Source organism: Amycolatopsis sp. NPDC049868 (assembly GCF_044461365.1).
In the GTDB taxonomy this organism is placed as follows: domain Bacteria; phylum Actinomycetota; class Actinomycetes; order Mycobacteriales; family Pseudonocardiaceae; genus Amycolatopsis.
Map to the genome: position 1 here is coordinate 148,265 of NZ_JBITKV010000010.1, position 22,845 is coordinate 171,109.

A 22,845-nucleotide genomic window follows, 5' to 3' on the forward strand; every position below is an offset into this window, starting at 1 on the left:
TGTACATCTCATCCCCCGGATGGCCCTGTCGCATCCTCCGAGCGCTCTTGAGAATAGGTCGCTGGGATGTCGGATGGGTTATTCGGATGGGCCGGGGAGATGCTCAGATGATCTACAACCGACTGGCCGATGGTCAAATGACTCGGCAAATGAAATTCGTCGAGGTGCTCTCGGGACGGTGCGATACGCTCAGGCGTATCGACCGGTTTTGCGAAACCACCAAACTCGTGTCCGGAATTCTCGCCGACGGCAGCCGGGCGGGCGTCTGCGACCCGGCGCTACTGGAGTCGATGCTCTTCAGTCCGGGACGCAGGCGGTTGGTGGTCGACTCCCGGCTGGCGGGCGGTGAGCTGGTGCGGTACCACGGAAAGGCCAGGCAGACCGAAATCAGGGTGTACGGCGGAGTGCTGCGGCATATGCTGGTCTTCGACGCCCGGTACGCGGTCGTGCCGCTCGACGAGGTGAGCCTGCACGCCGGCGCGCTGGTGCTGCGTCCCCCGCTCGTCGGTCACTGCGGTCAGTTCTTCGGGGTCCTCTGGTCGGAGTCGCGGCCGCTCGGCGGTGGTCCGGGGCGGGGAGCCAGCCTCAAAGGACGGCAATCGCAGGTCGCGGACCTGCTGGTGGAGGGCGCCACGGACCATCAGGTGGCCAACCGCTTGGGCCTGAGCAGCCGGACCGTGCGCACGATCGTGTCCGAGCTGCACGACCGGTTCGGCACCACCTCGCGGATGGCCTTGGGTTTCCGCCTCGGTCGCGTGACCAAGCGCGTCTAGTCCTGGCGGCTGAGGTACATGAAGGCCCCCTTCCTGTACTTAGGCGCAAGGATGGGGGCCTTCATGTACTTGGCATGGTGTGAAGGTCGAGTTTCCTCGGCTGAGCCGAGGGATGGGGGCCTTCACGCGCGGCACCTGTGACGGCTGTGGCTGCCGGTGTATCTGGGTCGAGTGTGGCGATCATCGTGTCCGTGAAGGCCTCCTTCACTACCTTCAGGGTAGGCAAGGAGGCCTTCACGGACTTGGCCCGCGATCAAGCCGCACCCAAGATCCAGCAGGTACCTAAGACAACCTTGGCACTAACGACCCTTACCACTCACGGCATCCCGGTACCGCACCTCCCAAGCGCACGAGGTCCCCTCCGCCGCCAGCTCCCGCTTGAGCACCTTGTGCGTGGCCGTCCGTGGCAGCTTGTCGAGCACCCGGACGAACCTCGGCCACTGTTTCGGCCCGAGATCGCCTTGTGCGGCGACGAAAGCGGCGAACTCGTGCGCGTCGATCGGCGTCCGGCAGACCAGCGCGGCCAGCACCTGGTCACCGACGCGCGGATCCGGGACGCCGTACACGGCCGCCTCGCTGACGGCGGGATGCCGCAGGAGCGCGCGTTCGATCGGGGCGGTGCCGAGGTTCTCGCCGTCGACACGCAGCCAATCGCCGAGCCTGCCCGCGAAATAGCAGTAGCCGTCCGCGTCGAGGTACGCCAGGTCGCCGGTGTGGTACATCCCGTCGCGCATCCGCTCGGCCTCGGCCGCGGGGTCGCCGTAGTACCCGGCGAAGAAGCCGGGACCACCGGTGTTGACCAGTTCGCCGACCGCTTCGGCGGCGTTGAGCAGGTTCCCGCCTTCGCCGAATTCCGCCGGGGGACAGGGTTTCCCGGTCTCCGGATGGAGGACGGCGACGCCGTCGAGCAGTCGGCCGAGCGAACCGGGCGGGGTGCCGGCGTCCCTGCCGAAGTTCACGCCGCCTTCGGTCGAACCGAACGCGTCGACCACGTGGCAGCCGAAGCGCGTGCCGAAAGCGGCGAGGTCGGCTTCCGCGCCTTCGTTGCCATAGGCCAGTTTCAGCGGATTGTCGGCGTCGTCGTCCCGTGCGGGAGTGGCGAGCACATAGGACAGCGGCTTGCCGACGTAGTTGGCGTAGGTCGCCCCGAACCTCCGGACGTCCGGCAGGAAACCGGAGGCGGAGAACCGCCGCCGCAGCGCGATCCCCGCGCCCGCCGCGAGCCCGACCGACCAGCCGGCCATGATGGCGTTGGAGTGGAACATCGGCATCGACACGTAGACGGTGTCCTCTGTGGACAGACCGAACCGGGCGGCCAGCATCTCGCCGGGGTAGGCGATCTTGCCATGGGTGCACCGGACGGCCTTCGGGTCGCCGCTGGTGCCGGAGGTGAAGATCAGCATGAGCAGGTCTTCGGGTTTCGCGACGACGGGGACGATGTCCTCCCGGGCCGGTTCGAGTTCGCTCAGCGGCAGCACCGGCACGCCGGCCTCGGACAGCAGCGGAAGGTACTTCTCCTCGGCGAACACCAGCTCGCAGTCGGCCAGCGCGATGTCACGGGCCAGCGCCGCGCCCCGGCGCGTCGGGTTCAGGCCGACCAGCACGTGCCCCGAAAGCGCCGCGCCGCCGAGCAGGAACGAGAACTCGGGGACGTTGTCCGCCAGTAACCCGAAATGCCCGCCGGGCCGCAGGATCCCGGCGAGCGCGGCCGCGTACCCGGCGCAGGCCCGGACGTGTTCGGCCCAGGTCCAGCGCCGGTCCTCGAACAGCAACCCGGTCGAGCGGTCCTCCGCCCGCGCGAGCAGGAGTTCCGTGACCGTGGGGGTCATGCCGGATCCGCGGCCAGGAGATCGCCGAGCCCGCCCAGCTGCGCGGTCGCCCCGCCGAAGGTGAACTCGAGCCGTTTCGCCGCGACGAAGTAGCGATGCAGCGTGTGGTCGACGTCGATGCCGACCCCGCCGTGGATGTGCACGGCGGTGTGCGCGACGCGGTGTCCGGCTTCGGCCGCCCAGAACTTCGCCGTCGCGACCTCTTCGGCCGCCGGAAGCCCTTCGCTCAGCCGCCAGGCGGCCTGCCACAACGTCAGCCGGACGGCTTCGACGTCGACGTAGGCGTCGGCGAGCCGCTGCCGCACCGCTTGGAAACTCCCGATCAGGTGGCCGAACTGCTTGCGTTCCCGCGCGTACGCCGCGGTCAGCTCCAGCGCCCGTTCGACGACGCCGAGCTGCTGCGCGCAGACACCGATCGTGCCCCGCAGCCGCAGCCATTCGCCGACGTCGCCCAAGGACACCGTGGCCTTCGCGCCGGACAGTTCGACGAGCGCCGCGTCGGCGTGGTCGACGGTCCGCTGCGGCGAGACCGTCACCGCGTCCCGGTCGAGCAGGAACACCTGACGGCCGCCGTCGATGGCGGCTTCGACGAGGAACCCGTGCGCGAAGGCGCCCGACGGCACCGCGGTCTGCGCGCCGGTCAGCCGCCAGCCGTCGCCGTCGGCTTCGGCGGTGAAACCGCACGGCACGCCGTAATCCGGCAGCGCCACCGCGAGGACGTGGTCGCCGCGCAGGACCGGCACGATCCAGCGCTCGGCGAGCCGCCCGTCCCCGGAGGCGGCCACCGCCGCCGCGCCCATGACCACCGACGTCAGATAGGGCACGGGTGCGACCGCACGGCCGATTTCGGCCAGTACCGAGCATTGCTCCAGCAGCCCGAACCCGCCACCGCCGACCGACTGCGGCAAGGCGGCGTCGAGCACGCCCGCCTGGGCCAGTGAGGTCCACAGTGGAGCGTCGAAGCCGCCGGAACCGTGCGGGCCCAGCACATCCGGGGTGACCTTGTCCGTCAGGATCCGGCGCGTGAGCGACGCGAGGTCTCGCTGCGCTTCGGTGTGCGTGAAGTCCATCAATCCTCCTAGCGCGTGACGGGCAGGCCGAGGGCGGTCGCGGCGATCATGTCCCGCTGGATCTCGTTGGCGCCGCCGCCGAAGGTGAGGATCAGCGACGAGCGGTGCAGTCGTTCGATCCGGCCGCGCAGCTGGGCGCCGGGGGAACCCTCGCGGACCACGGCGCCCGCGCCGAGGATCTCCATCATCAGTCGGTAGGCCTCGGTCGCGAACTCCGTGCCGAACACCTTGGTCGCCGACGCCTCCTCGGGGCCCAGCTCGCTGCTCGCGGCGGCCCAGGCGATCCGCCAGTTCCGCAGTTTCAGGTACTCGGCGTGCGTGTGGATCCGCGCCAGGTGCAGCCGCACCCACGGCTGGTCGGCGACGCGGGTGCCGTCGGGCAGCTTCGTGGTCTGCGCCCAGGTCCGCACCTCGCGTAGCGACGTCTGGATCGGCGCGGCCGAGGTCAGCGCGACTCGCTCGTGGTTGAGCTGGTTCGTGATGAGCGGCCAGCCCTCGTTCTCCCCGGCGACCCGGGAGGTCACCGGGACGCGTACGTCGTCGTAGTAGGTCGCGCTCGTACCCGGCCCGGCGACCGTGTGCACCTTCGTCCAGGAGAAACCGGGGGCCGACGTCGGCACGATCAGCATGCTCAGGCCCTTGTGCCGATGCGCCTCGGGGTCGGTGCGGGCGGCCAGCCAGATGTAGTCGGCGTACTCGATCAGGCTCGTCCACATCTTCTGGCCGTTGATGACGTAGTCGTCGCCGTCGCGGATCGCGCGGGTGCGCAACGCCGCCAGATCGGTGCCCGCGCCCGGCTCGGAGTAGCCGATCGCGAAGTGCAGCTCGCCCGCGGCGATCTTCGGCAGGTAGAACGCCTTCTGTTCTTCGGTGCCGTAGCGCATGATCGTCGGCCCGACGGTGTTCACCGTGAGGAACGGGACGGGTACCCCGGCCGCGGCCGCCTCGTCGGTGAAGATGAGCTGGTCGAGCATCGGCCGGTCCTGCCCGCCGTACTCGCGGGGCCAGCCGATCGCGAGCCAGCCCGAACTACCGAGTTCGCGAACGATTTCCTTGTACACCAGGCCGTTGCCGTATTCACCGCCGTCGCCGGCGAGGGCTTCGCGGCGTTCCGGGGTCATCAGCCCGGCGAAGTACTCCCGGAGTTCGCCTGCCAGTGCCCGCTGCTCCGGCGTGTAGTCGATCCGCATCCGTCACCTCTGCCGTCGGTGCTCGTTACTGGTGCCATGGCCGCTCGCAGCGGTAGGGTAGAACCTGTTCTAGTTGTACCAGGTATGGCGGTGAGGAGGGAATATGGAGATCGACGTCGATCGCTCACTCTGCGAGGCGAACGCGATCTGTGTCGGCTTCGCACCCGAGGTCTTCGATCTCGACGACGACGAGGAGCTCGTCCTCGGGTCGGGTGAGGTTCCGCAGGACCAAGTAGAACGTGTTACTCAAGCAGTTGCGAGCTGTCCGAAAAACGCGCTGCTCATACGTGGTTAGCGCCGTTTATTTGATGCTTGCATCGAGCAAGAACAGATTCTACTGTGTGCGGAGAGGCAAGGAGGCCCGGAGTGAGTTTGGACGGCAAGACGGCCATCGTGACCGGCGCCGGCGCGGGACTCGGCCGGGCCGAGGCGCTGGCGCTGGCCGCCGCGGGGGCGTCGGTGGTGGTCAACGACGTGTCGGCCGCGGCGCAGGCGGTGGCCGACGAGATCGAGGCCGAGGGTGGCAAGGCCATCGCGGTCACCGGCGACGTGTCGGAGTCCGCGACCGCGGACGCCCTGCTCACTGCCGCCGTCGACCATTTCGGCGGGCTGCACCTCCTGGTCAACAACGCGGGCGTGCTGCGCGACCGGATGCTGTTCTCGATGACCGACGACGAATGGGACACGGTGCTCCGCGTCCACCTGCGCGGGCATTTCCTGCTTTCGCGCAACGCCGGGGCGTACTGGCGTGACAAGTCCAAAGTGGACGGCGCGCCGGTGTACGGCCGGGTGGTCAACACCGCGTCGGAGTCGTTCCTGCTCGGCGCTCCCGGACAGCCGAACTACGGCGCGGCCAAGGCGGGTATCGCCGCACTGACCGTTTCCACCGCGCGCGGCCTCTCCCGCTACGGCGTCCGCGCCAACGCGATCTGCCCGCGCGCCCGCACGGCGATGACCGAAGCGGTCTTCGGCGCCGACGCGCCGGAGGGGATCGACCCGCTTTCGGTCGACCATGTCGCGCCGTTCGTGTCCTTCCTCTGCTCGCCGGACGCCGATCGCGTCAACGGCCAGGTGTTCCTCGTCTACGGCGGGATGGTCGCGCTGATGCGGCCGCCGTCGGTGGAGCAGCGGTTCGACACCGTCAACGGCACCTGGACCCCCGAAGAACTCGCCACCAGCGTGGGCGGCTACTTCGCCGACCGCGACCCGGAACGGATGTTCTCCGCCTCCGAGATCATGTCGCTGCCGTGAATCAGAGGAGATGACGATGGGCAGGCTCGACGGCAAGGTAGCGCTGATCACCGGCGGCGCCCGCGGGCAGGGCGAGGCGGCCGCGCGGCTGTTCGTCGCCGAGGGCGCGCGCGTGGTGATCGCCGACATCAACGACCTCGACGGCAAGAAACTCGCCGCCGATCTCGGCGAATCAGCCGTCTACCAGCACCTCGACGTCGGTGACGAGGCCGAGTGGGACGCGGCGATCGAGCGCACCCGCTCGGAGTTCGGCCCGCCGACGGTGCTGGTCAACAACGCGGGCATCCTGCACTTCTCGGAACTGGGCAAGACCACGCTCGCCGACTACGAACGCGTCATCCGGGTCAACCAGATCGGGGCGTTTCTCGGGATGCGTTCGGTCGTTGAACCGATGACCGGGGCCGGAGGCGGCTCCATCGTCAACGTGTCCTCAGTGGAGGGGCTCGCCGGGATGCCGTTCCTCGTCGCCTACACCGCGAGCAAGTTCGCGATCCGCGGGATGACCAAGGTCGCCGCGCTCGAACTCGGCGCGAAGAACATCCGGGTCAATTCGGTCCATCCCGGCGCGATCGACACCCCGATGGTCGCCGCCGCCGCGGGCGGGCAGAAAGTCGACATGTCGTGGGTGGGCAAGAAGGTCGCACTGGGCCGCGTCGGGCAGCCGGAGGACATCGCGAAACTCGTGTTGTTCCTGGCCAGTGACGAAAGTTCGTACAGCACGGGCGCCGAGTTCATCGCCGATGGCGGCGCGACCGCGACGCACGCTCTCAAGTTCTGACGCGGAGGTGCCGAGAGCAAAGTGAACACCGCTAACGCAATGGGGCGTTGACAGGTGGAGTAAGACTCGGGGCAGGCGACTGGGAGGTTCTGTGGGAGCGACGGTGTCCGTCCCCGGTACGGGTGCGCTCACACAGGTCGGCAGGCTCGCGACGCTGTCGTGGGAAGTCCTGCGCGCGATCTTCAAACGACCGTTCCAGTTTCGCGAATGGATCCAGCAGTGCTGGTTCTTCGCCAGTGTCACCATCCTGCCGACGGCGCTCGTGGCGATCCCGTTCGGCGCGGTCATCGCCCTGCAACTGGGATCGCTGACGCAGCAGATCGGCGCGCAGTCGTTCACCGGCGCCGCGAGCGCGCTCGCGATCGTGCAGCAGGCGAGCCCGCTGATCACCGCGCTGCTGGTGGCCGGCGCGGGCGGCAGCGCGGTCTGCGCCGATATCGGCGCCCGCAAGATCCGCGAAGAGATCGACGCGATGGAGGTACTCGGGGTCAACCCGATCCAGCGCCTGATCGTGCCCCGCGTGCTCGCCGCGATCGTGGTTTCGGTGCTGCTGAACGGTTTGGTCAGCGTCGTCGGCGTGCTCGGCGGCTACTTCTTCAACGTCGTCATGCAGGGCGGCACCCCGGGCGCGTACCTCGCCAGCTTCAACGCCCTCGCTCAGGTGCCGGACCTGTGGATCAGCGAGATCAAGGCGCTCCTCTACGGTTTCGTCGCCGGAGTGGTCGCGGCGTTCCGCGGGCTGAACCCGGCGGGCGGGCCGAAGGGCGTCGGCGACGCGGTGAACCAGGCCGTGGTCATCACGTTCCTGCTGCTGTTCCTGATCAATGTCGTGCTGACCGCGATCTACCTGCGGATCGTGCCGCCGAAGGCGATGTGACATGGCAGGCGAACCCGCTGTTTCCGATCGGACGCTCGAGATCATCGCGCGTCCAGGAGCGATGCTGGAAGGCTTCGGCGGCCAGCTGTCGTTCTACTTCCGCGCGCTGGCGTGGACCCCGCGCACGATCCGGCGCTACGGCCGCGAGATCTTCCGGCTGCTGACCGAAGTCAGCTTCGGCACCGGCGCGCTCGCGGTGATCGGCGGGACGCTCGGCGTGATGATCGGGATGACGCTGTTCACCGGTCTCATCGTCGGCCTGCAGGGTTACTCGGCGCTGAACCAGCTCGGCACGGCGGCGCTCACCGGGTTCATCTCGGCCTACTTCAACACTCGCGAGGTCGCGCCGCTTTCGGCCGGGCTCGCGCTTTCGGCCACCGTCGGCTGCGGGTTCACCGCGCAACTGGGCGCGATGAAGATCTCCGAGGAGATCGACGCGCTCGAAGTGATGGGTGTGCCGAGCATGCCGTATCTCGTGACGACGCGGGTGATCGCCGGGGTCACCGCGGTCATCCCGCTCTACGCCGTCGGCCTGCTTTCGTCCTATCTCGCCTCGCGGCAGATCACCATCTGGCTCTACGGCCAGTCCGCGGGCACCTACGACCATTACTTCACGCTGTTCCTGCCGCCCGAGGACGTGCTCTGGTCGTTCCTCAAGGTGATCATCTTCAGCGTGCTCGTCATCCTGTCGCATTGCTATTACGGCTACACCGCCAGCGGTGGGCCCGCCGGGGTCGGCGTCGCGGTCGGCCGCGCGGTGCGGACTTCGATCGTGCTGATCTCGGTCCTCGACTTCTTCCTGAGCCTCGCGATCTGGGGCGCCACCACGACAGTGAGGATTTCCGGGTGAACAGGGGGATTCTGCTGCGGCGGCTCCGGCACCAGGTGCTGGGGCTGATCTTCCTCGTGGTGGTCGTGCTGTTCTTCGTCACCACCATCGCCTTCTACCAGAAGGCCTTCACCGCGGTGACCATGGTGAAGCTGGAGACCGATCGCATCGGCAACCAGATGCGCGAGGGCGCCGACGTCAAGGTGCGGGGGATGGTCGTCGGGGAGGTGCGGGGGATCCGGGCCCACGGTGATCGGGCGACGATGGACCTGGCGCTGCAGCCGGACAAGACGTCGGTCATCCCGTCGAACGTGTCCGCGCGGCTGCTGCCGAAGACGTTGTTCGGCGAGCGGTATGTCGCCCTGCAGGTCCCCGAGAAGCCCCAAGGACATATCGCCGAGGGCGACCTCATCCCGCAGGACCGCAGCAGCAGCGCGATCGAGCTGGAAACCGTGCTCGGCAACGTGATGCCGTTGCTGCAGGCCGTCCAGCCGGAGAAGATGGCCAGCACGCTCAACGCCGTCGCGTCCGCTTTGGACGGTCAGGGCAAGCAGCTCGGCGCGACGATGGCGGGGCTTTCGGACTACCTCGGCAAGGTGAACCCGTCGCTGCCGGATCTCAAGGCCGACATCACCGGACTCGCCGACGCCGCCAAGATCTACGACAAGGCCGCGCCGGATCTGCTCGCCGCGCTCGCGGATCTGACCACCACGAGCAAGACCCTGGTCGAGAGCCAGCGCGGTCTCGCCGACGTCTACTCGACGGTGACCGCGGCCTCGATCGACCTGACGAGTTTCCTGAAGGTCAACCAGGACAACCTGATCCGCCTCACCACCAACCTTCAGCCCACTTTGGACGTCCTCGCGAAATACGCGCCGGAGTATCCGTGCCTGCTCAAACAGCTCGCCGGGTCGGTGCCGCGCGCGGAACTCGCGTTCGGCAAGGGCACCGCGCATCCCGAGGTCAGCCGGGTGACGATCGAGTTCACGCCGAGCCGGGGCAAGTACCTGCCCGGGGTCGACGAGCCGAAGTACAACGACAAACGCGGGCCGCGGTGCTACCCGGAGGTCCCGCCGCCGGGCCGCTGGCCGCAGTACCCGCCGGACGGTGCGATCGACGACGGGTCGTCGAAGCCCGCGCCGCCGCGTGATCCCGACGGCACGCTGCCCGCGGGTGGGAGCGCGGGCGGTTCGGTCGTGAACACGCCGGATGAACAGCGGCTGATCGACCTGCTCGTGTCGCCGGCGATGGGCACGACGCCGGACCAGGTGCCGAACTGGGGCAGCCTGCTGGTGGGGCCGCTGTACCGCGGGGCGGAGGTGGAGCTGCGATGAGGTCCTTCGTGCCGGATCTGGTCAAGATCCTCGTCTTCGCGGTCGTCACCGTGCTGCTCACCGCGATCCTCGGCGCCACCATCGCGAACACCAACTTCGGCGAGACTTCGGGCTACACGGCCAAGTTCACCGACGCGTCCGGCCTCAAGGAGGGCGACGACGTCCGCATCGTCGGCGTGAAGGTCGGCCAGGTCGGCAAGATCGAGATCGAGGAGGGCGAAAAGAACTTCGCCCAGGTCCACTTCGACGTCCAGACCGCGCACCGGCTGCCCGCGTCGGTGACCGCGACGATCAAGTACCGCAACCTGGTCGGCCAGCGGTACCTCTCCCTCGGCACGGATATCGGGGACGAGAAGTCGTTGCCACGCGGCGGGATCATCCCGCCCGAGCGCACCAAACCGGCCCTGAACCTGACAGTGCTCTTCAACGGGTTCAAACCGCTGTTCCGCGCGCTGAACCCCGCGGACGTCAACAAACTGTCCTACGAGATCATCCAGGTCTTCCAAGGCGAGGGCGGCACGATCACCAGCCTGCTCGCGCACACCGCGTCGGTCACGTCGGCCATCGCGGGCAAGGACAAGATCATCGGCGAGGTCATCGCGAACCTCAACACCGTGCTCGGCACGGTCGAGCGACGCTCGCCACAGCTGGGCGAGCTGATCGATCAGACCCAGCGGCTGGTCACGGGGCTTTCCGAGCAGCGCCAGCCGATCGGGGAAGCGGTCAAGGCGCTGGGCGACCTCACCGTCGCCACGACCGGCCTGCTCGCCGACGCGCGGCCGGCGCTCAAGGACGACGTCGCGCAGCTCGGCGCGCTGTCGCAGAACCTCGGTGACTCGGAACAGCTGCTCGACCATCTCCTGCAGGTACTGCCGGGCAACCTGCAGAAGTTCACCAGGACGCTGAGCTACGGCAGCTGGTTCAACTACTACCTGTGCGGGATCTCCGGCAGTATCGGCATCAAGTCGCTCGACATCGAACTGCCGATCACGCCGCTGCCCGGTACGCAGCGACCGGAGAGGTGCGGGCCGTGAAGCCGCTCAAGGAACGCAACCAGGCCGTGGTCGGCGGCGTGACACTGATCCTGATCGTGCTGATCACGGCGACGACGTACTTCTCCGACCGGATCCCGTTGTTCGGCAGCGGGACGACGTACTCGGCGTACTTCGGCGAGTCGGCCGGGCTGGCGCCGGACAACGAGGTCCAGGTCGCCGGGGTCAAGGTCGGGCAGGTCAGCTCAGTCGAGCTGGCCGGCAAGAAGGTACTGGTGAAGTTCCGGGTCAAGGACGTCCGGGTCGGCGACGCGACCGCCGCGTCGATCGAGATCAAGACGCTGCTGGGGGAGAAGTTCCTCGCGCTCACGCCGAAGGGCAAGGCGAACCAGGACCCGAACACCACCATCGGGCTCGACCGCACGCGGACGCCGTTCGAACTGCAGGACGCGTTCCAGGAGCTGTCGGGCACGGTCGGCGAGATCGACACCGCGCAGCTGGCGACGAGTTTCACCGTCCTCTCCGACGCGCTCAAGGACAGCCCGCAGTACCTCAAGGACGCCCTCGGCGGGCTTTCGTCGTTGTCCAAGACGGTGTCCTCACGCGACAGTGACCTGAAGGCGTTGCTGGCCAACACGAGCAAGGTGTCCAAGACCCTGTCCGATCGCAACGCGCAGCTGAAACGGATCCTCGACGACGGCAATCTCCTGCTCGCCGAGCTGCAGAACCGGAAGGACGCGATCAGCACCTTGCTCAAGGGCACGCAACAGGTTTCCGCGCAGCTGTCCGGTCTCGTCGCCGACAACCGGCAACAGCTGAAGCCGACGCTGGAGAAACTCGGCAAGGTCACCGACATCCTGCAGCGCAACCAGGACAACCTCAGCCGCAGCCTCGCGCTGATGGCGCCGTTCGCCCGCGTCGGCGCCAACGCGACCGGCAACGGACGCTGGTTCGAGGGCTACCTGTGCGGCCTGCTGCCGCCGACGATCATCGCGGGCGCGTTCCAGGTGAACCCGGAGGGCTGCACCCCGCCGATCGCGGCGCCGAACCAGGGGGTGGGCGGACGATGAGCACCCGGACCCGCACGCTCTACAACTGGGTCGCGTTCGCCTGCGTCCTCGTGCTGCTCCTGACCGCCGGGCTGTGGCTGGTGTTCAAGGAACCGGGCGGGACCAGGATCAGCGCCTACTTCGGCAAGACCGTCGGGCTCTACGCGGGTTCGTCGGTCCGGGTGCTCGGGGTGAAGGTCGGGGAGATCACCGGCGTGACACCGCAGGGCGAGGCGGTCCGGGTCGACATGAGGATCGACGGCGACACCCCGATCCCGGCCGACGCGGGCGCGGTTGTCGTAGCACCGAGCCTGGTCAGCGACCGCTACGTCCAGCTGACCCCGGCGTACGAGAGCGGCCCCGAAATGGCGTCGGACACGGTGATCGCCAAGGAGAAGACGGCGACGCCCGCTGAACTCGACGACCTCTACACCAGCCTCGACAAGCTCTCGACCAGCCTGGGGCCCAACGGCGCCAACAAGAACGGCGCGCTGTCCGACGTGCTGGACACCGCGGCGGCGAACCTCGCCGGCAACGGGAAGAACCTCAACACCACGGTGACGCGGCTGTCCGAACTGGCCAAGACCCTGGACAGCTCCAAAGGCGACCTGTTCACCACCGTGCAGAACCTGAACTCCTTCACCGGCGCGCTGGCCGAAAGCGACAAGCAGCTCAACGAGTTCTATCGCCGGGCGGCGGACGTGAGCGGTTTCCTGGCCGCCGACTCCGCCGATGTGGGCGCGGCGCTGAGCTCACTGGCGACGGCGATGGGCGACGTCGAGAAGTTCGTCGCGGAGAACAAGGATCTGCTCTCGTCCAATGTGGACAAGCTGGCCGGGCTGACGAAGGTGCTCGTGGACCAGCGGGCCTCGCTCGCCGAGGTGATCGACATCGCGCCGACCGGGGCGACCAACTTCATCAACTCCTACGACGCCGCGTCCGGCACGATCGCGGTGCGCGACAACCTGAACGAGCTGACCCACCCCCCGATCCTGACCGTATGCCGCCTGATCAGCGCGAGCACCCCGAAACCGATCCCGGACGCGCTGGGCAACATCTGCAAACAGCTCGCGCCCGTCCTCGACGGCACGCTGAAACTCCCGTCGGTCCCGCAGGTGCTGGCCTCGCTGCAGAGCGGCGAACTGCCGCCGTTGCCGCTCCCGCTGGTCGACGTCATGACCAAAGGACTCCCGAAATGAGGCGGCAGCGGCAGAAGATCGCGGGAGTGATGGCGGGCGTCCTCGTGCTCGCCGGGTGCAGTGACGGCGGGTTTTCGGGGCTGTACAACACTCCCTTGCCGGGAGGCGCGGATCTCGGGGACCACCCGTACCGGCTCTCCGCGCAGTTCTCCGACGTCCTCGACCTCGTGCCGCAGGCGAGTGTGAAGGTCAACGACGTCCCGGTCGGCCGGGTCGAGAAGATCGATCTCGCGCCGGACACACGCTCGGCGTGGGTGAGCATGGTGGTCAACGGCGACATCGCGCTGCCCGCGAACGCGCGTGCCGAGCTGCGGCAGTCGAGCCTGCTCGGGGAGAAGTTCGTCGACCTGCACGCTCCTGGGAAACCCGAAGGAACGCTCGCCGAGGGCGCGAAGATCCCGTTGGACCGCACGAACCGCAACCCCGAGGTCGAAGAGGTCCTCGGCGCGCTTTCCCTGCTGCTCAACGGTGGCGGGGTCGAACAGATCCAGAAGATCAGCCACGAACTCAACGAAGCGCTCACCGGTAACGAGGCCGAGGTCCGCGGCCTGCTGTCCCAAGTGGACAAGCTGGCGACCGAACTCGACGGGCACAAGGGCGAGATCCTGCGCGCCATCGACGGTCTCGACCGGCTTTCCAAAACCCTGGTCGGCCAGACGCAGAACCTCACGAACGCGCTCGACAACCTGTCGCCGGGGCTCAAGGTCGTGACCGAGCAACGGGATCAGCTCGTCGGCATGCTTCAGTCGCTGAACACCCTTTCCGGGGTGGCGACCGAGACGATCAAGGCGAGCAAGGACACGCTGGTCGCGAACCTGCGGGCGTTGCAGCCCACACTGAAGAAACTCACCGAGGCGGGCCAGGACCTGCCGACCGCGCTGCGGATCCTGCTCACATATCCGTTCCCGGACTACGCGGGCAACGTGATCAAGGGCGACTACGCGAACGTGGAAGCCAAGATCGACCTGAAACTGGACACCTTCCTGGAGAACATGAACAACTCGTCGCAGCCGATCATCCAGCTGCCGGGCACCCAGGGCACCGGCACGCCCGGTGCGATCCCGTTCAACAACGGTGCCGCCCCGCCTGTGCTGCCCCTGCCCACCGGCGATCTCCCACAGGCTCCTCAGGGATCCCAAGGAGACGTACTGGGCGGGATCCTCGGACCGTTGCTCGGAGGTGGCCGGTGATCACGCGCAAGATCAGGATCCAGCTGGCGATGTTCGTGGTCATCGCGGTGGTTTCGGTCGTCTACGCGGGCGGCAACTACGCCGGGCTGGACCGGCTCTTCGGCACCCGCGGCTACCTCGTCACCGCGCAGCTGGTGGATTCCGGCGGGATCTTCGTCAACGCGGAGGTCTCCTATCGCGGCGTCGCGGTCGGCAAGGTCGCGTCGATGACGCTCACCGAACACGGCATCGACCTCGGCCTCGACATCGATTCGGGCGCGCCGAAGATCCCCGCGGACACCAAGGCCGCGGTCGCGAACCGGTCGGCGGTGGGGGAGCAGTACGTCGATCTGCTGCCCATGCACGAAAACGGGCCGTATCTGGCCGAGGGGTCGGTCATCGAACGCGACAAGACCTCGATCCCGCTCGCCCCGGACACCGTGCTGTCCAATTTGGACAAGCTGGTGTCGAGTGTGAAGCCGGAATCGCTGCGGACCGTCGTCGACGAGACCTACGAGGCGTTCGCGAACGCCGGCCCGGATCTGCGGCAGCTGCTGAACAGCACGGGTTCGCTCACCGCCACGGCGACGCAGTACCTGCCCGACACCCAGGGCCTGCTCGCCAACTCGCGGACGGTGCTGGACACGCAGCGGCGGCAGGCGGACAACATCACCCAGTTCTCCAGCGGGCTCAAGACGATCGCCGCGCAGCTGAAGACGTCCGACCCGGACCTACGGCGCGTGATCGACGAGGCACCGAAGCTGAGCCGCCAGATCAGCGACGTGCTCGCGGTCTCCGGGACCGACCTCGGGGTGCTGTTCGCGAACACGCTCACGACCGCCCAGATCACCTCCGCCCGCACCGACGCCATCGAAGAACTCCTGGTCGCGTACCCGATCATCTCGGCGTTCTCGCGCTCGACGTCGCCGGACGGCACCGGTCACCTCGGCGTCGTGTTCAACTTCTTCGACCCGATCTCGTGCACGAAGGGCTACGAGGGCACGAAGCAGCGTCCCGCCAACGACACCACCGAAGCGCCGGTGAACACCCAGGCGTACTGCGCCGAGCCGCCAGGAAGCCCCACGGGCGTGCGAGGCTCGCAGAACGCCCCGTACGCCGGGAAGCCGCCCGCGGTCCCGGAGCGGCCGAAGCAGACCCCGCAGGCGGCGGAATCCGCCCAGTTGCCGGGTGTGCTGAGCCTGCTCACCGGATCCGCGCCCGGCGGGCTCGGCGCGTTGCTGGGCGGGAAGTGATGCTCACCCGCGCCCTCACCGTCGTGGCCGCGCTGGCGGTCCTCGCGGCCGCCTGGTCCGGCTGGTCGTGGTGGCGCGCCGCGGGCGACGACGGCCTGGCCAGGGGCCGTGAGCGTGAGGCTGTCCTCGCCGCCGCGGCCGGCCAGCTGGAGGTGCTCAACACGATCGACTACCGCAGCGGGGCGAAGGACGTCGACCGCTGGCTCGGCGTCACCACCGGACGGCTGGGCAAGGACCTCACCGGCGACCGGCAGATCCAGATCGACCGGGCGAACGCGAGCAAGACCGTCGCCACCGCGAAGCTCAAGCAGGCCGCGGTCACCGAGCTCGACGCCGCTGCCGGGACGGCGCGCCTGATGGCCGTGCTGGACGTGCGGGTCAGCACCGGCGGCGGATCGGCCGCGCCGAAGGTGAGCAGGCTGACCGTGGACTACCAGCGTGTCCAGGACGGCTGGAAGGTCAGCGCGGTCCAGGCGGCCGGCGCATGACCGGGCGCGTCCCGCGGCTCCTGATCGCGATCATCGTGGTGGCCACCGGTTGCGCGGTGTGGTTCGGCTTCCAGGCGTCCTCGCTGGGGTCGGACGGCAACGCGGCACTGGTCGACCAGGCCGCCACGGCCGAGGTCGCGGACCAGGTCGGCGCCGGGGTGAAGGCGGTGTTCTCCTACGACTACAGCAACCTCGCGCGCACCGAGCGGGCCGCGGCCGACGTGCTGACCGGCGAGGCGACCGGCCAGTACCGGGACCAGTTCGCGTCGGCGCGGAAGCGGGCCGAGGAAGAGAAGCTGGTGCGCACGACGACGGTGCGGTCACTGGGCGTCCGGTCCCTGCGCGGCGATCAGGCCGAGGTGCTGTTGTTCCTCGACCAGCAGACGATGACCGCCGGTGGCGGGGCGCCGCAGTCGACGGTGTCCCAGCTTTCGGTCGCGGCGGTGCGGATCGACGGCCGGTGGAAGATCTCCCAGCTCACCCCGCTCTGAGCGTCGCGAGTGATCGCCGAGCCGCCCGGGGATCCTGAAAACGTTCGGATGATCTGCGTGAAAGCTGAATTTTTAATTGTGGCACCCGCAGTGGCGCGGATCCCGGAACGGTGGGGTCGATCTCGTGTTTGCCGAGGCAGGCGCCGTGAAATCTCCTTTGTGGAGGGTCCGGCCCCGGTTCACTCGAATGGGTCTTTTTGTCCGCGGGAGTCGTGAGAGTAATCTTCGCCGTGAGGTCGAAAATGTCGATCTCTGGGGATGGGGAACTGTTTGCGGAATCCGTACTTTTCGGTCGGATGAGCTCTGATTGCCGAAGTGTGGTGGCGGTGATCTTCGCCGTTCTGGTGTTTTTCGTGCTTCGGATGTGTCCGGCTTGGGGAAATCGTGCTGAACGATCTGAACCATTATCCATTCCTGAATAATGGCGGATTCCGGAGTTGTTGCCTTGCAAGTCAACTCAAGTCGAAGGGTGAGCTTGATGAATTCCGTGGTGAAACGTGTGGTGTCCGGTGTGGGAGTGGCGGCGGCGGTGGCGGCCGGGTCGCTTGTCGCGGTCTCCCCCGCTTCGGCGGCGGACGTCAGTTGTGTGACCAGTACTTCGGGAGACCAGGGGATCGGCACCTGTGTCGTCCGTAGCGGCGAGGTCCGGCTCCGTGCGGATTGCGCCTTCGCTCCCGACACCTACAGCCCGTGGGTCGGCAGAGGCACCTGGGCGTTGAGAACGGGAAGCTGTCTGTTCAGTATCCGTGGTGTGATCGTGGAAACCCGGAACTGAGCGAATGCCGCGAGCGGGCTGCCGGGCCGTTGTCCGGACTGCCCGCTCGCGGTAGCCTTGCCGAAAATGAGGGGTGACTCGATGGTGGAAGAAGCGCTCATTCGGCTTTCCGGTATTCATCGCCGTTATGTCGCCGGTGAAACCACCGTGCACGCGTTACGCGACGTCGATGTGGCCGTGAAACCGGGCGAGCTGGTCGCGGTGCTCGGTCCCAGCGGCTCGGGAAAGTCCACTCTGCTGCTGGTGGCCGGAGGGCTCGAGCGGCCCGACTCCGGAACGGTGACGGTCGCCGGGGTCGAACTCGGGAAACTGAGCGCCAAGAAACTCTTCCGTCATCGGCGCCGCAATATCGGCTTCGTCTTCCAGAACTACAATCTGGTGAAGACGCTGACCGTATTGGAAAACGTGATGCTCCCCGCGGAACTCGACGGGGTGAACCGCCGGGAGGCCGCCGCGCAGGCCCGCGCCGCGCTGGTCGCGGTGGACCTGAGCGGTCTCGAAGATCGTTTCCCCGATCAGCTTTCCGGCGGACAGCAACAGCGGGTGGCCATCTCCCGCGCGCTCTCGGGCGGGCGCAAGGTGCTGCTCGCCGACGAACCCACCGGGGCTTTGGATTCGGCGACCGCTGCCGAAGTCCTGCAGTTCCTGCGCAAGCAGGTGGACGACGGAGCGGCGGGCATGGTGGTGACACACGACGCGGCGGTGGCGCAGTGGGCGGACCGCCGCATCGACCTGCTCGACGGTGCACTCGTCGAGAAACCGGGTGCCGCCCGATGAACGTTTTGCGGCGTTGGAGACTCGCGCTGCGCATCGCGGGACGGGAGCTGCGGCGAAGCCGGGGTGTCACCATCCTGGTCGTCGCGCTCGTCGCGCTGCCTTTGATCGGCGTGTGCGCGTATTTCACGGTGACGGCGACTTCGGAGTTCTCCCCGGAGGAAAGGATCGCCCGGGCGCTCGGCGGGGCGGACGGGCGGATCACGTCGGTCCCCGTGCCCGACGTCCCGTTGACGGAACAGGTGAGCGCAGGCGAGGCCAGGCTGACCACGGCGCTGGGGCCCGGGAGCGATCCTGAGCCGCTCCTCGAAACGAGGGCCGTCGTCGGCGCCGGGAACCGGGACGTTTCCGTGGCGTTGCATGCCTTCGCCGAGACCGCGACGACCTCGCCCTTGTTCGGGCTGGTGGAGGGACGTGCTCCGGAGCCAGAGCGGGAAATCGGTCTTTCCGTCGCGGTCGCCGGGCGGCTCGGGGTGGCGCCAGGCGAAACCGTCCGATTGTCCGCGGGCGGCCGTGACGCCGTCGTGTCCGGTCTCTACGCGGACCGTATCGACACCGCCTCGGCCTTCGTGATCGTCCCGCTCACCCCCTCCGTGCTGGCCGCGGTGGATCCCGTGGTGAGCGCCGGCGGGGACGTTTCCCTGGTCTGGCTGGTGCGTGGCGAGCCAGGCGCGCTGGCGGCCGCCGGTGAGACCGTTCTCGACCGGGCGGGCGTGCTCAGCCGGATCGAGGAGACTCCGGTGCTGGAGGTACTGGGTGTCTTCCTTGCCGTGCTGGCCGAGATCGCGGTTGTCACCTGCGCCGCGTTCGCGGTCGTCGCCCGGCGGCAACGCCGGACACACGGCCTGCTCGCCGTGGTCGGCGCCGAGCCGCGGCAGCGTGTGTCGATCGCCTACGCCACGGGAGTGCTGTGCGGATGTCTGGCTGTCGCCGTCGGAGTGCCCGCGGGGGTTCTGGCCGCGTGGGCACTGCTGCCCGTCTTCGAGGACCGCGCCGATCAGGATTGGGGCGCACTGACGATTCCCTACGGCCTCCTCCTGATCATCGCCCTGTTCGCGGTGCTCGCCACCACGATCAGCTCGGTGCTCGTCGGCAGGCCGGCCGCGGTCGCCAGACCGCTCGACGCGTTGCACGGCAGGGACGTGGTCGCCGCACGAGCCGGAACGGCGCGGCGGTTCACCGCGCTCGGCCTCGTCGTCGCGGGCGTGGCGCTGCTCGGTCTCGGCTTCACCGCGGGGCCCGGCCCGGCAGTGCTGGGCGGTGCCCTGATCGTGCTCGGCTGCGGATTCGGCCTGACGGTCGTCTTGGCCGCGCTGGTGCGGGGGCACCGAGGTCCGCTGTGGTTTCGTCTCGTCCTGCGCGACGCCTCGATGGCGACCGCCCGGCCGTCCGCGCTGGCCACCGCGATCGCGGGGATCGTCATGTTCACCACGACCGCGGCGTTCCTGCTGACCGGGCTGGCCAGGCAGTCGACCGGTTACGTGCCGTCCACAGTGGAGGGCACGGCCGTGTTCTCCGCCGACCAGCCACTCGATCGCGAGACGGCGGCGGTCGCGGCCGCGAAGCTCGGGATGCCCGGTACCGGGGTGTTCCGCGAAGTGATCTATCCGGCGGAGCGAGGCGGGCTCCCAGGTTTCGTTCAGGCCGACAGCACCCTTCGGCGCTGTCTCGACCAGTCCCTCCGCGGCGGCTCCCAGAACGTCAGTGTGGACGAGTGCGCGAAGCAGACGGGGTTCTCCTTGACCGCGCCGGTGGTGGCGGCCGCGGCACCCAGTGCACTGCCGGCGCTGATCGGGCGGCCCCCGGACGCGACCGAATCCGCTGCGTTCGACACCGGCGCGGCGTTGGTCCTGAATCCGGCGCTGCGGGACGACACGGGAAAGGTCACGTTGCGACCAGGGGCGGTGGACGGCGTCGGCGGCGCCACTTCGCTGCCGGAGCCAGGACGGACCGAGGAACGGCGGCACACCCTGCCCGCCGTGGTCGTCGGGAATCAGCAGACCCAGCTCGCGCCCATGGTGCTGCTGTCGGAGGCGAGCGCGGAACGGTACGGCCTTAAGCCTCGAGGCGATGTCTCGATGCTGTTCCGCGGCTCCTCGATCCCCACGCCGGGACTCGAGGACGAGGTGCGATCCCTGCTGCTGCGGGGAACGGCGGGTGCGGGGGAACTGACGGTCGAGCGAGGTGATCCGAAACCCCGCACGATCATGGCCGTCAACCAGATCGCCGCCGGGGTCGCGGTCGCGCTGTCCCTCGCCATCGTGATCACCGGCGTCGCGCTGGCGGCCGGTGAGTCCAGAGGTGATTTCGCCGTGCTCGCGGCCGTGGGTGCCGATCCCCGGCTCAGGCGCCGGATAGCGGCCGGACAGGCTGGACTCGTCGCCATCTCCGGTGCCGTGATCGGGATCGCGGCAGGCTACGCGGCGGCGGCTTCGTCCCTGCACGCAGAGCGAAGTGGCTGGACGCTCACCCCGGTGCTGTTCAGCGTCGGTGGTTCGCTGCTCCTCGTCGCGGTGGCGCTGATCGCGGCCCGGCAGCTCACCTCGGCCCGGCTGCCCGTTCCGCGCGTCATGGAGTGAACCAGGCGGGCGTTTGGCCCGCTCACGCATCGCCGCCGGGAGCGGCGGCGTCAGGAGAGGCGTTTCATGTTCGCGCCGGTGATCACGCCGCCGGAAACGGTGTAAGAACCGGAAAAAGTGCGGAGTGAACCGTCGTTCTGTCGCGCCGAAAGGTCGACGTACACGGTGTTCCCGCGCACGCTCCGCACGGTGACGGCCGCCCACGAAGTCGTCGCGTATCCACTGGACCAGGAAGCGAAAGTGCCGCCTTTCGCCAGCCGTTGCCCGCCGAGATTCCACGCGGTGAGGAAATCACGCCGGTTGATCGCGTCGTAGAAGGCGATCACCGTTTGTGCCACGGGAACCGAGGGTGCGGGATAGACCGTCTGTGTCGTGGGCGGTGCGACATAAACCGTCTGCGGCGGGGCGGCGACCGCGGGTGGCTGGATCACGATCGTGTTCGGGGGAGCGGCCACCGTGACGGCCGGAGTCGCCGTTCCCTGATTCGGTACCGCGCACGCGGCCAGTGTTCCCGCCGCCATCAGCGTCACCGCTGCCCACTTCTTCGCTCTCATTTTCTCCCCTTTTCCTCGTACTGCCGAGAATGCGGGAAACGGTGCCGGTTCAATAGGGCATTTGGCCTCGTTACGAACGATGAAAAAAGCGCCGGAACCGTTATCGGATCTTGTGCGCGCGGGCCTAGGGCCACCCTCGTCTCACGCCCGACCTCCGCCGGGTTTAGCGTTAGGCATGACCACTGCACCTGTCGATGTCGAGAGCGCCCGCCGCGACTACGCGGCCCTCGTCGACCGTGGCCTCTCCCTGGACATCACCCGCGGCAAGCCGTCCCCTCGCCAGCTGGACCTCGCCGACGGGTTGCTCGCCCTCCCCGGAGATGTGCGCAAGGCCGAGGACGGCACGGACGTCCGCAACTACGGCGGCCTCAAGGGCCTGCCCGAGCTCCGCCGCATCTTCGCCGGGCCGCTGCAGGTCCCGGCCGAGCAGCTGCTCGCCGCGGGCAACTCCAGCCTGGAGCTCATGCACGATTCGATCGTGCAGGCCTTCCTCAGCAAGCTCCCGGGCGCCGAGCGCCGCTGGGCCGACGAGCCGAGCGTCAAGTTCCTGTGCCCCGTGCCGGGCTACGACCGTCACTTCGCGCTGGCCGAACGCTTCGGGATCGAGCTGATCCAGGTGCCGCTCACCGAGACCGGCCCGGACATGGAGGTCGTCGAGCGTCTCGTCGCCGAGGACGCCGCGATCAAGGGCATCTGGTGCGTGCCGAAGTACAGCAACCCGACCGGCGTCACCTACAGCGACGACACCGTGCGCCGCCTGGCGACGATGACCACGGCCGCCCCGGACTTCCGCATCTTCTGGGACAACGCCTACGCCGTGCACCACCTCACCGAGGACGAGGCGTCGCTGGCCGACCTGCTCGCGCTGGCCACCGAGGCGGGTAACGCCGACCGCGTGTTCGTCTTCGGCTCCACCTCGAAGGTCACCTACGCGGGCGGCGGCGTCGGCTTCTTCGGTGCCTCCGAGGCGAACCTGGCCTGGTGGACCGGCCTCATCGGCAAGCGGACCATCGGCCCGGACAAGGTCAACCAGCTCCGCCACGCGCTGTTCCTGCGCGACGAGGACGGCGTCCGCGAGCACATGCGCAAGCACGCCGAGCTCATCGGGCCGAAGTTCGCGGCCGTCGACGAGATCCTCACCAAGGAACTGGGCGAATCGGGCCTCGCGTCCTGGACCAAGCCGACCGGCGGGTACTTCATCTCGCTGACCGTCCCGTCCGGGACCGCCAAGGAGGTCGTGCGGCTGGCCAAGGAGGCGGGCATCGCCCTGACCCCGGCCGGCGCGACCCACCCGTACGGCGACGACCCCGAGGACGCCGTCATCCGCATCGCGCCGACGTACCCCGAGCTGGCCGAGGTGGAAGAGGCCATCCGCGGTCTCGCCGTCTGCGTTCGCCTTGCCGCGGCGACGAAGAAGTAAGTCGCCTATCCGCTGGTCAAGTGGGTGGCGGGGGCTCGTCGCGGTGGCCTGACAGCTTCTTGACCGTCCACAGGGGACACTTTCAGGGCAGTTGCGGCCGGTTCGGGCGTTTTGCGCCGAACCACCGAGAGCCTTGCCGACGAGGCGCATGTCGCGAAAGCCACTTTCGCG

General features: G+C 68.4%; 22 protein-coding genes. 18 read left to right on the forward strand and 4 right to left on the reverse strand.

What is annotated here, in order from left to right:
* Positions 1-149: 149 nt before the first annotated feature.
* Entirely contained in the window at positions 150-773 is a 624-nt protein-coding gene (locus ACIBTM_RS33325) for a LuxR C-terminal-related transcriptional regulator (protein ID WP_395881117.1), read from the forward strand.
* A gap of 299 nt (positions 774-1,072) precedes the next feature.
* Here ACIBTM_RS33325 and ACIBTM_RS33330 read toward each other — a convergent pair whose 3' ends face one another.
* From ACIBTM_RS33330 to ACIBTM_RS33340, 3 genes are read right to left on the reverse strand one after another with little or no spacing between them, the layout of a single operon-like run.
* Complete coding sequence (locus ACIBTM_RS33330; RefSeq protein WP_395881118.1) at positions 1,073-2,602, reverse strand: long-chain-fatty-acid--CoA ligase; 1,530 nt, start codon at positions 2,600-2,602, stop codon at positions 1,073-1,075.
* Positions 2,599-3,672, reverse strand: a complete 1,074-nt coding sequence (locus tag ACIBTM_RS33335) for an acyl-CoA dehydrogenase family protein (RefSeq protein ID WP_395881119.1) — start codon at positions 3,670-3,672, stop codon at positions 2,599-2,601. Before ACIBTM_RS33335 ends, ACIBTM_RS33330 begins: the two co-directional genes overlap by 4 nt.
* 8 nt (positions 3,673-3,680) lie before the next feature.
* Positions 3,681-4,862 (reverse strand): acyl-CoA dehydrogenase family protein, encoded by a 1,182-nt coding sequence (locus ACIBTM_RS33340; protein ID WP_395881120.1) that lies wholly within the window; start codon positions 4,860-4,862, stop codon positions 3,681-3,683.
* Between the two features lie 103 nt (positions 4,863-4,965).
* Between ACIBTM_RS33340 and ACIBTM_RS33345 the strand changes: the two genes are divergently transcribed.
* From ACIBTM_RS33345 to ACIBTM_RS33420, 16 genes are all read left to right on the forward strand, one after another.
* Complete coding sequence (locus tag ACIBTM_RS33345) at positions 4,966-5,157, forward strand: ferredoxin (protein ID WP_395881121.1); 192 nt, start codon at positions 4,966-4,968, stop codon at positions 5,155-5,157.
* Between the two features lie 71 nt (positions 5,158-5,228).
* On the forward strand, positions 5,229-6,113 hold the full coding sequence (locus ACIBTM_RS33350; RefSeq protein WP_395881122.1) for a 3-oxoacyl-ACP reductase: 885 nt from the start codon (positions 5,229-5,231) through the stop codon (positions 6,111-6,113).
* A 16-nt stretch (positions 6,114-6,129) separates the two neighbouring features.
* A complete protein-coding gene (locus tag ACIBTM_RS33355) occupies positions 6,130-6,891 on the forward strand; it encodes a glucose 1-dehydrogenase (RefSeq protein WP_395881123.1) in 762 nt (253 codons plus the stop codon).
* A gap of 91 nt (positions 6,892-6,982) precedes the next feature.
* Positions 6,983-7,768, forward strand: a complete 786-nt coding sequence (locus ACIBTM_RS33360; protein ID WP_125675589.1) for an ABC transporter permease — start codon at positions 6,983-6,985, stop codon at positions 7,766-7,768.
* Between the two features lies 1 nt (position 7,769).
* Complete coding sequence (locus ACIBTM_RS33365) at positions 7,770-8,618, forward strand: ABC transporter permease (protein WP_016332769.1); 849 nt, start codon at positions 7,770-7,772, stop codon at positions 8,616-8,618.
* Complete coding sequence (locus ACIBTM_RS33370; protein WP_395881124.1) at positions 8,615-9,931, forward strand: MCE family protein; 1,317 nt, start codon at positions 8,615-8,617, stop codon at positions 9,929-9,931. Before ACIBTM_RS33365 ends, ACIBTM_RS33370 begins: the two co-directional genes overlap by 4 nt.
* Positions 9,928-10,965: an MCE family protein gene (locus ACIBTM_RS33375; protein WP_395881125.1), complete on the forward strand. Its 1,038-nt coding sequence runs from the start codon at positions 9,928-9,930 to the stop codon at positions 10,963-10,965. The genes ACIBTM_RS33370 and ACIBTM_RS33375 overlap by 4 nt, the downstream gene beginning before the upstream one ends.
* The gene (locus tag ACIBTM_RS33380) at positions 10,962-11,993 is read left to right on the forward strand and encodes an MCE family protein (RefSeq protein WP_037343494.1); all 1,032 of its coding nucleotides are present in this window, start codon (positions 10,962-10,964) and stop codon (positions 11,991-11,993) included. Before ACIBTM_RS33375 ends, ACIBTM_RS33380 begins: the two co-directional genes overlap by 4 nt.
* Positions 11,990-13,171, forward strand: coding sequence for an MCE family protein (locus tag ACIBTM_RS33385; RefSeq protein WP_395881126.1), 1,182 nt, complete (start codon positions 11,990-11,992; stop codon positions 13,169-13,171). Before ACIBTM_RS33380 ends, ACIBTM_RS33385 begins: the two co-directional genes overlap by 4 nt.
* A complete protein-coding gene (locus tag ACIBTM_RS33390) occupies positions 13,168-14,361 on the forward strand; it encodes an MCE family protein (protein ID WP_395881127.1) in 1,194 nt (397 codons plus the stop codon). Before ACIBTM_RS33385 ends, ACIBTM_RS33390 begins: the two co-directional genes overlap by 4 nt.
* Positions 14,358-15,593, forward strand: coding sequence for an MCE family protein (locus tag ACIBTM_RS33395; RefSeq protein WP_395881128.1), 1,236 nt, complete (start codon positions 14,358-14,360; stop codon positions 15,591-15,593). The genes ACIBTM_RS33390 and ACIBTM_RS33395 overlap by 4 nt, the downstream gene beginning before the upstream one ends.
* Positions 15,593-16,081, forward strand: coding sequence for a hypothetical protein (locus ACIBTM_RS33400; RefSeq protein ID WP_395881129.1), 489 nt, complete (start codon positions 15,593-15,595; stop codon positions 16,079-16,081). The genes ACIBTM_RS33395 and ACIBTM_RS33400 overlap by 1 nt, the downstream gene beginning before the upstream one ends.
* Entirely contained in the window at positions 16,078-16,572 is a 495-nt protein-coding gene (locus ACIBTM_RS33405) for a hypothetical protein (protein ID WP_395881130.1), read from the forward strand. Before ACIBTM_RS33400 ends, ACIBTM_RS33405 begins: the two co-directional genes overlap by 4 nt.
* A gap of 478 nt (positions 16,573-17,050) precedes the next feature.
* Complete coding sequence (locus ACIBTM_RS33410; RefSeq protein WP_395881131.1) at positions 17,051-17,347, forward strand: hypothetical protein; 297 nt, start codon at positions 17,051-17,053, stop codon at positions 17,345-17,347.
* An 81-nt stretch (positions 17,348-17,428) separates the two neighbouring features.
* Positions 17,429-18,124 (forward strand): ABC transporter ATP-binding protein, encoded by a 696-nt coding sequence (locus tag ACIBTM_RS33415; RefSeq protein ID WP_395881132.1) that lies wholly within the window; start codon positions 17,429-17,431, stop codon positions 18,122-18,124.
* Positions 18,121-20,700, forward strand: coding sequence for an FtsX-like permease family protein (locus ACIBTM_RS33420; RefSeq protein ID WP_395881133.1), 2,580 nt, complete (start codon positions 18,121-18,123; stop codon positions 20,698-20,700). Before ACIBTM_RS33415 ends, ACIBTM_RS33420 begins: the two co-directional genes overlap by 4 nt.
* A gap of 50 nt (positions 20,701-20,750) precedes the next feature.
* Here the strand turns inward: ACIBTM_RS33420 and ACIBTM_RS33425 are convergent, their stop codons facing one another.
* A complete protein-coding gene (locus ACIBTM_RS33425) occupies positions 20,751-21,254 on the reverse strand; it encodes a hypothetical protein (RefSeq protein ID WP_395881134.1) in 504 nt (167 codons plus the stop codon).
* Between the two features lie 175 nt (positions 21,255-21,429).
* Between ACIBTM_RS33425 and ACIBTM_RS33430 the strand changes: the two genes are divergently transcribed.
* Entirely contained in the window at positions 21,430-22,674 is a 1,245-nt protein-coding gene (locus tag ACIBTM_RS33430) for an aminotransferase class I/II-fold pyridoxal phosphate-dependent enzyme (RefSeq protein WP_395881135.1), read from the forward strand.
* The last annotated feature ends 171 nt before the right edge of the window (positions 22,675-22,845 follow it).

Bases quoted from the DNA above. Each gene is read 5' to 3' on its own strand.
- ACIBTM_RS33340 (WP_395881120.1), bottom strand. From the start codon at position 4,862: ATGCGGATCGACTACACGCCGGAGCAGCGGGCACTGGCAGGCGAACTC.
- ACIBTM_RS33335 (WP_395881119.1), bottom strand. From the start codon at position 3,672: ATGGACTTCACGCACACCGAAGCGCAGCGAGACCTCGCGTCGCTCACG.
- ACIBTM_RS33420 (WP_395881133.1), top strand. From the start codon at position 18,121: ATGAACGTTTTGCGGCGTTGGAGACTCGCGCTGCGCATCGCGGGACGG.
- ACIBTM_RS33425 (WP_395881134.1), bottom strand. From the start codon at position 21,254: ATGAGAGCGAAGAAGTGGGCAGCGGTGACGCTGATGGCGGCGGGAACA.
- ACIBTM_RS33345 (WP_395881121.1), top strand. From the start codon at position 4,966: ATGGAGATCGACGTCGATCGCTCACTCTGCGAGGCGAACGCGATCTGT.
- ACIBTM_RS33430 (WP_395881135.1), top strand. From the start codon at position 21,430: ATGACCACTGCACCTGTCGATGTCGAGAGCGCCCGCCGCGACTACGCG.
- ACIBTM_RS33410 (WP_395881131.1), top strand. From the start codon at position 17,051: ATGAATTCCGTGGTGAAACGTGTGGTGTCCGGTGTGGGAGTGGCGGCG.
- ACIBTM_RS33325 (WP_395881117.1), top strand. From the start codon at position 150: ATGAAATTCGTCGAGGTGCTCTCGGGACGGTGCGATACGCTCAGGCGT.
- ACIBTM_RS33330 (WP_395881118.1), bottom strand. From the start codon at position 2,602: ATGACCCCCACGGTCACGGAACTCCTGCTCGCGCGGGCGGAGGACCGC.
- ACIBTM_RS33365 (WP_016332769.1), top strand. From the start codon at position 7,770: ATGGCAGGCGAACCCGCTGTTTCCGATCGGACGCTCGAGATCATCGCG.
- ACIBTM_RS33400 (WP_395881129.1), top strand. From the start codon at position 15,593: ATGCTCACCCGCGCCCTCACCGTCGTGGCCGCGCTGGCGGTCCTCGCG.
- ACIBTM_RS33405 (WP_395881130.1), top strand. From the start codon at position 16,078: ATGACCGGGCGCGTCCCGCGGCTCCTGATCGCGATCATCGTGGTGGCC.
- ACIBTM_RS33385 (WP_395881126.1), top strand. From the start codon at position 11,990: ATGAGCACCCGGACCCGCACGCTCTACAACTGGGTCGCGTTCGCCTGC.
- ACIBTM_RS33375 (WP_395881125.1), top strand. From the start codon at position 9,928: ATGAGGTCCTTCGTGCCGGATCTGGTCAAGATCCTCGTCTTCGCGGTC.
- ACIBTM_RS33390 (WP_395881127.1), top strand. From the start codon at position 13,168: ATGAGGCGGCAGCGGCAGAAGATCGCGGGAGTGATGGCGGGCGTCCTC.
- ACIBTM_RS33415 (WP_395881132.1), top strand. From the start codon at position 17,429: ATGGTGGAAGAAGCGCTCATTCGGCTTTCCGGTATTCATCGCCGTTAT.
- ACIBTM_RS33355 (WP_395881123.1), top strand. From the start codon at position 6,130: ATGGGCAGGCTCGACGGCAAGGTAGCGCTGATCACCGGCGGCGCCCGC.